Source organism: Pedobacter vanadiisoli (genome assembly GCF_042684385.1).
GTDB lineage: Bacteria > Bacteroidota > Bacteroidia > Sphingobacteriales > Sphingobacteriaceae > Pedobacter > Pedobacter vanadiisoli.
In genome coordinates this window covers 47,187-55,801 of sequence record NZ_JBHULL010000039.1, presented here as the reverse complement: position 1 = coordinate 55,801, position 8,615 = coordinate 47,187, and the positions used below count along the sequence as shown (strand labels likewise).

The window sequence follows — 8,615 nt, the reverse complement described above, 5'->3', positions numbered from 1 at the left end:
TTAGGCATAAAAACCTTGACGATATATTAATGTGCCGCTACCGTTTTAGGTAATCTGATTTATAATTTAAGAAAAGTAATCGTTCTTTGCCTTAAATAAAATATCAAAACAAATCTAAAGGACGATTTATCTAAACTAATGTCTCTCCCCTTTTACCACCTTAAACAAGTGCAAAACTTGCGGAAAAAGCGCATCCAGACTTTCTTCTACACCACCTTTTGATCCCGGGAAGGTAAATACCAATGTTTCTCCGATAAAACCTGCTACACCGCGCGAAAGCATGGCATAAGGCATGCGCTCCTGGCCGTAACGACGGGCCGTTTCCATCAGCCCTTCAATCTTTCGGTCAATTAAGGGTGTAATGGCCTCAGGAGTTACATCGCGGGGTGAAAGTCCTGTACCTCCGGTAAAAATAAGTAATTGAAAACTAGCTTTATTTAATTCTATGGCCTTATTTCTAATCGTATCCACTTCATCAGGAACGATTTCATATTTCGCTGTATTAATTCCCCATTGCTCCAAACGCGAAATAATAGTCTTACCAGAAGTATCATGGGCTTTATTTTCATAGACAGAGTCTGAACAGACTACCACAGCCGCTTTTATTTCGGGAAATTTATCATTTTTGAGGTCAGATTTTCCTCCTGATTTTTTTAATAACCTGATATTTTCAATTTCAACTCCTTTGTCAATTGGTTTTAACATATCATACATGGTTAAAGCAGTAACAGATGCACCATGCATCGCTTCAACTTCAACCCCCGTTTTGTAAATGGTATGTACTTCAACATTAATGACGATGGTTAAACCCACAATTTGATAAGTAATAGCTGTATATTCAATCGGAAGCGGGTGGCAATCCGGAATTACATCACTTGTTTTTTTTACGCCAAATAAGCCTGCTGCACGGGCAAATTCGAACACATCGCCTTTCGGTATTTTGCGCTGTTCTATAGCATCAATGGTTTCCTGCTTCGATACCTTCACTGTAGCGGTAGCTATGGCAACCCTTAAAGTGTTGGATTTTTTTGTGATGTTTACCATATTTAACTATTTTCTTTCCACTGATGGGTGTTGTCTTCGAATATTTCTTTGCCCCAGATCGGTAATTCTGCCTTTAACCGGTTTACCACTTCGTTGCAGGCGGCTATTGCCGGTTTACGGTGTGCTGACGAGGTAAAAACAAAAAGGCAGATTTCACCGGTTTTAACTGTTCCTAAGCTGTGATAAATGTGCATACAATGGAGTGGGTATTTTTCAAAAATATCTTCCCTGATCTGATGCATTTTTTCGAGGGCAATTTCTTCATACGCCGTATATTCAATTGCAGCGACAAATTTGCTGTCAATTTCATCTTTCCTCACCTGGCCCATAAAAATACTATGTCCTCCAATGGCAGTTTTGCTGCTGTGCTTTGCAATGCTGTCGGCTATAAAAGCAGGCTCAATCGGCCCTTTAACGAATATGTTTTTTATCTTTTTTTCGCTCATGTTAGGATTTTAGAAAATGATCTCTCCATTTTACGATGCCACCCTTTAAGCTGTAGATCTTTTTGGCATCGCCGTATTTTTCCTGCATGGCTTCTGCTGCGGCTACACTTCTAATGCCATGCTGGCAGATTAAAACCACCTGTTTTTGATAAAAATCTTTGTTTAGGAATGCGGCAAACTCCGACATGGGTACCTGGGTATAAATCTGCTTATCCAGTACCGGAACCTCATGCCTTTCGCGTACATCGATTAAAATTGTCGACTCCAGTTGCTGGAGTTTTACCAGTTCACTGGCATCAATTTCTATGTATCCCTGTGGTGCTTCGCTGGTATCCTGATAGTCCATATTTAAAAATTCATCAATCGTTTTAGGCAGGGTATAACCTTTTCCGTGGCTAATGTTGATGATATACTGCTCTTGTGTAAGTAGGTTATAATTTAATATTTTATTGGTGAGCGGCTGCCCAATTTTAGCAATTAGTTTAATGGTTTCTGCCGCTGCCATCGTACCTAAAATGCCTGGTAGTACGCCTATAACACCATTTTCTGCGCAATTTGGAATCTCACCTTTATCCGGTGCCTCGGGAAAAAGGTCGCGGTAATTGGTGCCGGGCCTTAAAGTCGAATGATCAGGAGCGTTAAATACAGCTAACTGACCCTCAAAACCCGATACTGCAGCAAATATAAGTGGTTTATTCAGTAGCGCACAGGCATCGTTAATCAGGTACCTGGATTCGAAATTGTCTGTACCATCCAATATGTAATCATACCTGGATAAAATATCGAGGATATTATTTTTTTGCAAACGAATGGGGTGACGAATGATCCCGATCTGGGGATTCATCTCCTGCAGGCGTTTTCCGGCTACCTCTGCTTTCAGCTTCCCTATATCAGCTGTTGTAAAAAGAATTTGTCTGTGTAAATTGGATAATGAAATGGTATCATCATCAACAATACCAATGTGGCCAATGCCAGCGGCAGCCAGGTATTGCAACGCCGGACAGCCCAAGCCTCCGGCACCAATTACCAGTACTTTTGCCCTTAAAAGCTTTTGCTGTGCTTCCTCTCCAAATCCTTTAAGGATAATCTGCCTGTTGTATCGCTCTGCACTCATGAGTTGTTTAGCCGCCAGAAAACGGTGGCATGATGGCTATAGTTGCCTGGTTTGTAATTTCGGTATTCTGTTGCACAATATTTTTATTCAGGGCAAGTTTGTATTTTATGCTTTTTAAGGCCGGAAACCGGCCCTCGAGGTATTGTTTAAAGGCATCGGTATCAGCAATGCCATCAACTTCAATTTTTTGATTGTTGATGAATTCGGTAATTTGACCAAAACTGATGATTTCAATTTCCATGCTGCTAATTTACCTGTAAGATGCTGATTTTACTCAATCCTTTTACAAATCTTCTTCCAGTGGCAAAATCGCTGGGTGTAATAATGGCAATATTCCCTTTTTCGGCCTTTGCTGGCTCAGTATCATAACTGCTTAAAACCATTAGCTGGTTTCCGGTTGGAGAATTAAAAATTTCATTCCACGAGTACACCACTTTATAATTATCTGTTGCCGTAAAAATAAGGTAATATTCGCTCAGTGTTTTTGGCGAAGCGGCCTCTATTTCTACATTGGCTAAAATATCTTTTAAAAGTACACCTTTAATGTTTTTGATTGTGCTTTTACGTTGCATCAAATGGTTGAAAATCGTCACACTATCCAGATTAACGGATTTATAAGCACTTAAATTGTTTAAAGTGATGGTTAATGGCCTTTTAACTTTCCCTTCGATGGTAAATTGCCTGCTTTCCTGGGCATTTGCCATAACAGTAAAAAATAATAATAGAATAACCAGGTATTTAATATTATGCATGGGTAAATAGGAGTTTATAAGCAGCCAGTGCCAGTACACAGGCCAGCACGTTTTTTAAAACGGTTTGAGGAAACTTTAAGGCACCAAAATAAGCACCACAAATACCACCAACAAAAGCTACGCCAACATAGGCAAGCATATGGCTGTTAAATTCGAAGCCTTTAATCAGCTGACCACCTAAACCGGCAACTGAATTCACAAAAATAAATGCTGCGCTGATGGCTGCGGTCTGCTTTTGATCTGTCCACTTTAACAGTAACAGGACAGGGGAAAGGATGATTCCGCCTCCGATGCCAATCATACCCGAAAGCAGGCCGATAATGCCACCAATAGTAAGCGATAAAGGAACATTTGAGGGTTTGAGATCTTTAGGATCGGTATTTTTAAAGAAGAAAAAACGGATAACCGGGATCAGCAAAAGCAGGCCCAGAATTTTTTTATAAATGGAATTTTCGATTACCATCATACCGCCAACAAAAGAAAGCGGGATAGAGGCAAGTGCAAAAGGCCAAAAGGTTTTCCACTTAAAATGACCACCCCTGTAAAACTGGATAAAGGATGTGGAAGAAACAAACAGATTAAGCAATAACGCCGTAGGTTTCATAATGGCAGGTGAAACAGCAAAGATAGCCATGAGTGCAAGGTAACCACTTGCGCCGCCATGCCCCACTGAAGCATATAAAAAAGCAACGATAAAAAGTAAACAATAAAAGAGGATAAAGCTTTCTTGCATGGTTTAGTTGGGTAAAATCATTACGGTTAGGATGTCGTTTTTGTTAAAGTGTTCCTGTGTTTCATCGAGGCAGATCAGACAATTGGCCTGTGCAAAGGAGCTTAACCGGTAAGATTCCTGAGCACTGAGCGGGGTAACCAGTCCATTTTCATATTTGCCTTTCAGGAAATGCGTTAAACCCGAAGGCTTGGAATAGGGGTGGGTAAGCCTTGCCTGAGCCTCCATTACACTACTGTTTTTATGAGATAAGGTTTTAATAGCAGGTAATACATAATTATAGTAGCAGCTGAGTACGGAAGAAGGATTACCCGGAAGACCAAATATTAGTTTTTGATCTTTTGTTCCAAAAAACAAAGGTTTGCCGGGCTTCTGTTTTACCTTGTGGAAAATCTGTTTGACGCCACAATGTGAGGCTGCTTCTATTACGAAATCGTAGTCGCCCACACTTACACCCCCTGTTAGCAGAACAACATCGCTGCTTACCATTGCCGTTTGTAGTACGTTTTTAAGAATTCCGAGATCATCATCGGCTCCGTAAATGGCAACCTGTTCAATCCCTTCATGTTTTAAAGCAGCAGAGAGGGAATAGGAATTCGATTCGTAAACCTGTCCAAATTCAAGAGACTTTCCTGGTTGTTGTAATTCTTTTCCTGTTACAATAATCGCAATTTTTGGCATGGGGTAAACGCTAACCTCACTGATCCCGATACCTGCCAGAAAGCCAATAGCAGCAGGACTCAGAAAATCGCCCTTTTCCATTGCCAATGCCCCGGCCATAATCTCAGAACCCCTATCCCGTACATTTAAGCCAGGTTTTAAATTAGGGTCCTGTAAAGTAATTTTTCCATCAGCCTTCGTAATTTTTTCCTGCATCACTACGGTATCGGCACCTTTGGGCAGGGGAGCTCCTGTAAATATTCTACTCGTTTCCCCGCTTTGGATCGTGATGCTGGTTGCCGTTCCGGCAGCCATTTCGCCAATTAAATGGAGCGCTTTCTCACGATCATCAAATTTTAGTGCGTAGCCATCCATAGCAGATTGGCTAAATGCCGGGATATCGTATTGGGCATGAACATCGGCTGCAAGAATGTGGCCTGATGCCTTTGCCAGGTCGATTGAAATCGGATTTAGTGCTTTTATGTGTTCAGAAATGAGGTGTTTCGCTTCTTTAATGCTAATCATGAAAATTTTATCCTCCAATGGTAATCATACTTCTGTTTTGAATGGTCGTAGCATCAATTTTTTCGAAATCGCTTACCAACTGCCCGCCCAATGCCTTCTTTTTGCTCCAAATGGCTGATTGAATTAAAGGAAGCACATCTTCATTTTTCCGTAATGCGGTAAGCAGATCGGTTTCACTATCCGAAAACAGGCAGTTTTTTAATTTTCCATCGGCAGTCAGGCGCATGCGGTTACAGGTATCGCAAAAAGGATGAGTCATAGTGCTGATAATGGCAAATGCACCTTCGTGACCAGGAATCATAAAACTTTTCGCCGTATCGTTAGGTTCTCCTTTAACGGGTAATACCGTGAAATCTTTTTCTATCACAGCCAGTATTTCATCCAGAGAAAACATTTTATTGCTCGTCCATTTGTTCCCACTAAAAGGCATAAACTCAATAAACCTGATCTGGATGGGATTGTGTTTGGTCCAACTGATGAAATCGTTGATCTCGTTGTCGTTAAGCCCTTTCATCACCACCATATTTACTTTTACCTTTATTTTATGCTGCAATAGCAGTTCGACATTACTTCGTACCTGATGGAAGACATCCCTGCGGGTAATCATAAAAAATTTCTCTGGTTGTAATGTATCCAGGCTGATATTAACGGTTCTAATACCTGCTTCTTTTAATACCGGCAACATTTCGGCAATGCGGGTACCATTTGTGGTAATTACCAGCTCAACCGGAAGTTTGCCCAGGGCGGTAATAATCTGGGCTGCATCTTTCCTCACCAATGGTTCGCCACCCGTGAGCCTGATTTTTTTTACACCATTGGCCACAAAAATTTCTGCCAGCTTAATAATTTCGTCAGTTTGCATTAAGCGGGAAGCAGGTGCAAAGTCGTATTCCTCTTCGGGCATGCAATAAAAGCATCGAAAATTACAGTTATCGGTAAGTGATATCCGCAGGTAATCGTGTATTCTTCCAAAAGAATCTGCTATCATTGCTGGCTAATTAAATTATTATAATCAGTTTCTGTATCAATATCAGTTCCTCCGCGTTCAAAAACTACTGTTTCGAGGTCTTGAGGATACTGCTTTAATATTTTTTTTGCTCCTTCTGCTCCTTTGAGCGCTAAAAGTGCCTCAAAATAATCTTTTTTGAAGAGAACAGGAGTTCCTATCGTTTCGTCATAGGTACTGGCAATGATATTTTTGCCTGTTTCTTTATGCTTTTCGATTAAGTTATTAAAGTTACTCATTTTTATGAAAGCCTGGTCAGCTACAGCGATAATGATACTATTAATTTCACTATTAGCTTTGATCATGGTTGAGAGTCCGGCAACAATACTCGAGGCCATTCCGGTTTCCCAGCCATCATTAATTACAATGCTGATCTGATCATTTTGGTGCTTATTAGCTATTTCATCAGCATTTGCACCTAAAACTACCATAACAGGTTTGCAATTTGTATTTAAAGCTTCATTGATTACCGTTTGCAGGAGTGTTTTTCCTTTGTAATCCAAAAGCTGTTTTGGTCTTCCTAAGCGCGAAGAAGCACCCGCTGCCAATATGATGATGCCCGTGTTCAATGTTTAATTACTTTTTGATTCGTAAACATGTATCGGCTTTTTCTTCTCTTTTAAGAACATGGCCGAAGCGCCCGTAAAAACGGATTTAATCTCTGCCAGGATAGAAATGGCAATTTCCTCGGCAGTTTCAGCCCCGATATCCAATCCAATTGGTCCGTGCACCCGTGTTTCGTTTAAGGGTGTTGCCAAATCCAGCTCACCTAACATCCTGAGCAACTTCTTCTTTGGCCCCAGGGTACCAATATAGGGTGCGTTCGTATCGAGCAGATACTTAAGGAGTTCGAGGTCATAATTGTAATTATGTGTCATTAGAACAAAAGCTGTTTGCTCATCTATCTGAATTTGAGCCAAAACACTTTCCGGTTTGCTTATCAAAATCCTCGTTGCATTTGCAAAGCGTAGAGGTGTCGCATGCGTAGGCCTTCCATCTATCACGGTTACTTCCCAACCTAAAAGATAAGCCATTTCGGCCAGGGGCTGTGCATCATTGCCTGCACCAACAATAATTAGCGAAATTGGGGGACGGATAAATTCTATAAAGGCATCTATCTGCTGACTGTTGACCTCGTAACTTTTAAAAGTTGAAATTTTATTTTCGGAAACTTTTTGGATATCGCTAATTACACCATCATGGATTGATTTTGGGATTTTAGAAAAAACAGGTTTATTTCTAAACAGCATGCCTGTACCCAATTGTTGCTTGTCCGTTAGCGAAAAAAGCGTTACCAATACCGCACTTTCCCTTTTGCTTTGTAAAGCCGTTAAAATAGCGATGGGATTTAATTCATCTGCTTCTATAATGGGTTCGAACAGGATATGCACAATACCATTACAGCCTAGCTGAACACCAAATTTGGCGTCATCCTCGTCGGTTGTATCGTAAGTAATGAGCTTGTTTTCCTGTTGTACTATTGCCGAAAGTGCTTTTCGCAAGGCATCGCCTTCTAGGCAACCGCCGCTTATGGCACCCGTTAACTGACCGTCATCCGTAATCAGCATCCTCGCACCAGGCCTGCGGTAAGAGGAACCCTCTACTTTAATTACCGTTGCAAGGGCCATTTTTTTTCTTTCTTTTGTAGCCTTTTGATATGCCTTTATGATATCGGTAATTTCTTTCATTAGGGATTATTGATGCAATAGATGGATGCAATTTAGCGATAATCCATTACAAAATGGTGAAAAGAAAGCCATAAGATATCCTTCGCTAGGATATAACATTAACAATAATTACCGGAAATTTCAATATTGGGCTTAAAAAGGCTCCGAATGAAAAATTTCGAGGTTGATACAGCGCAAGCCAATACTGTTAAATAGCTCGGTAATTTCTTTAGTCCAATCTCTTTGCGAATCTACCCGAAGGATTTTATCAGAATCCCATAGATCGATATTCCATTTAATTTCTTTGAAACGGCTGTTCAGCAATGGGCTGATTACGTTTAATTCGTTATCTGTGGATACATTTGTTTTGAAAACGGCTATCATAATAAAATGTTTTTAGGTTTGTTATGAAGGGTAGACGTACAACTTTAGAAATTACTTTAAATCAGGGTGATTTTTTTTAATTATTTTTAAGGTTGGGTCAAAAGAATCTCGCTACCTTGCTTGGGAACCCTGAAATGATTCTTGTTGGAGTTGCCTTCTTATTATTGTTTGGTGACAAAAATCCCTGAATTAATGAAAGGATTAGGTAAAGGCATAAAAGAATTTAAGGCCCGGCAGGAAGAAGAAAAAAACAAAGTACCAAAAGAAGCTTAATTCTTGTGCTTTGG

The 8,615-nt window shown here is 40.4% G+C and carries 11 protein-coding genes and 1 pseudogene; 1 reads left to right on the top strand and 11 read right to left on the bottom strand.

The genetic code is table 11. The features are described 5' to 3' along the window. Nucleotides 1-135 precede the first annotated feature (135 nt). The 11 genes from moaCB to ACFSR6_RS19010 all read right to left on the bottom strand — a co-directional run bounded on the left by moaCB (nt 136) and on the right by ACFSR6_RS19010 (nt 8,328). Entirely contained in the window at nt 136-1,044 is a 909-nt protein-coding gene (gene moaCB, locus ACFSR6_RS19060; RefSeq protein ID WP_379081827.1) for a bifunctional molybdenum cofactor biosynthesis protein MoaC/MoaB, read from the bottom strand. Between the two features lie 2 nt (nt 1,045-1,046). Then, complete coding sequence (locus tag ACFSR6_RS19055; protein ID WP_379081825.1) at nt 1,047-1,490, bottom strand: molybdenum cofactor biosynthesis protein MoaE; 444 nt, start codon at nt 1,488-1,490, stop codon at nt 1,047-1,049. 1 nt (nt 1,491) lies between these two features. Then, nucleotides 1,492-2,604: a ThiF family adenylyltransferase gene (locus ACFSR6_RS19050; RefSeq protein WP_379081823.1), complete on the bottom strand. Its 1,113-nt coding sequence runs from the start codon at nt 2,602-2,604 to the stop codon at nt 1,492-1,494. A gap of 7 nt (nt 2,605-2,611) precedes the next feature. Beyond that, nucleotides 2,612-2,845, bottom strand: coding sequence for a MoaD/ThiS family protein (locus tag ACFSR6_RS19045; protein WP_379081821.1), 234 nt, complete (start codon nt 2,843-2,845; stop codon nt 2,612-2,614). Between the two features lie 4 nt (nt 2,846-2,849). Further along, a complete protein-coding gene (locus ACFSR6_RS19040; RefSeq protein WP_379081818.1) occupies nt 2,850-3,356 on the bottom strand; it encodes a molybdopterin-binding protein in 507 nt (168 codons plus the stop codon). Beyond that, nucleotides 3,349-4,089 (bottom strand): sulfite exporter TauE/SafE family protein, encoded by a 741-nt coding sequence (locus ACFSR6_RS19035; RefSeq protein WP_379081816.1) that lies wholly within the window; start codon nt 4,087-4,089, stop codon nt 3,349-3,351. The genes ACFSR6_RS19040 and ACFSR6_RS19035 overlap by 8 nt, the downstream gene beginning before the upstream one ends. 3 nt (nt 4,090-4,092) lie before the next feature. Then, nucleotides 4,093-5,271 (bottom strand): molybdopterin molybdotransferase MoeA, encoded by a 1,179-nt coding sequence (locus ACFSR6_RS19030; protein ID WP_379081814.1) that lies wholly within the window; start codon nt 5,269-5,271, stop codon nt 4,093-4,095. 7 nt (nt 5,272-5,278) lie between these two features. Continuing rightward, a complete protein-coding gene (moaA, locus tag ACFSR6_RS19025; protein ID WP_379081812.1) occupies nt 5,279-6,259 on the bottom strand; it encodes a GTP 3',8-cyclase MoaA in 981 nt (326 codons plus the stop codon). Next, entirely contained in the window at nt 6,256-6,846 is a 591-nt protein-coding gene (locus ACFSR6_RS19020) for a nucleotidyltransferase family protein (RefSeq protein ID WP_379081810.1), read from the bottom strand. The genes moaA and ACFSR6_RS19020 overlap by 4 nt, the downstream gene beginning before the upstream one ends. 3 nt (nt 6,847-6,849) lie before the next feature. Further along, nucleotides 6,850-7,965, bottom strand: a complete 1,116-nt coding sequence (locus ACFSR6_RS19015) for an XdhC family protein (protein ID WP_379081808.1) — start codon at nt 7,963-7,965, stop codon at nt 6,850-6,852. A 132-nt stretch (nt 7,966-8,097) separates the two neighbouring features. Continuing rightward, on the bottom strand, nt 8,098-8,328 hold the full coding sequence (locus tag ACFSR6_RS19010) for a hypothetical protein (protein WP_343522160.1): 231 nt from the start codon (nt 8,326-8,328) through the stop codon (nt 8,098-8,100). A gap of 134 nt (nt 8,329-8,462) precedes the next feature. Between ACFSR6_RS19010 and ACFSR6_RS19005 the strand changes: the two are divergent. Then, nucleotides 8,463-8,601 (top strand): annotated as a pseudogene (locus ACFSR6_RS19005) (twin-arginine translocase TatA/TatE family subunit). The last annotated feature ends 14 nt before the right edge of the window (nt 8,602-8,615 follow it).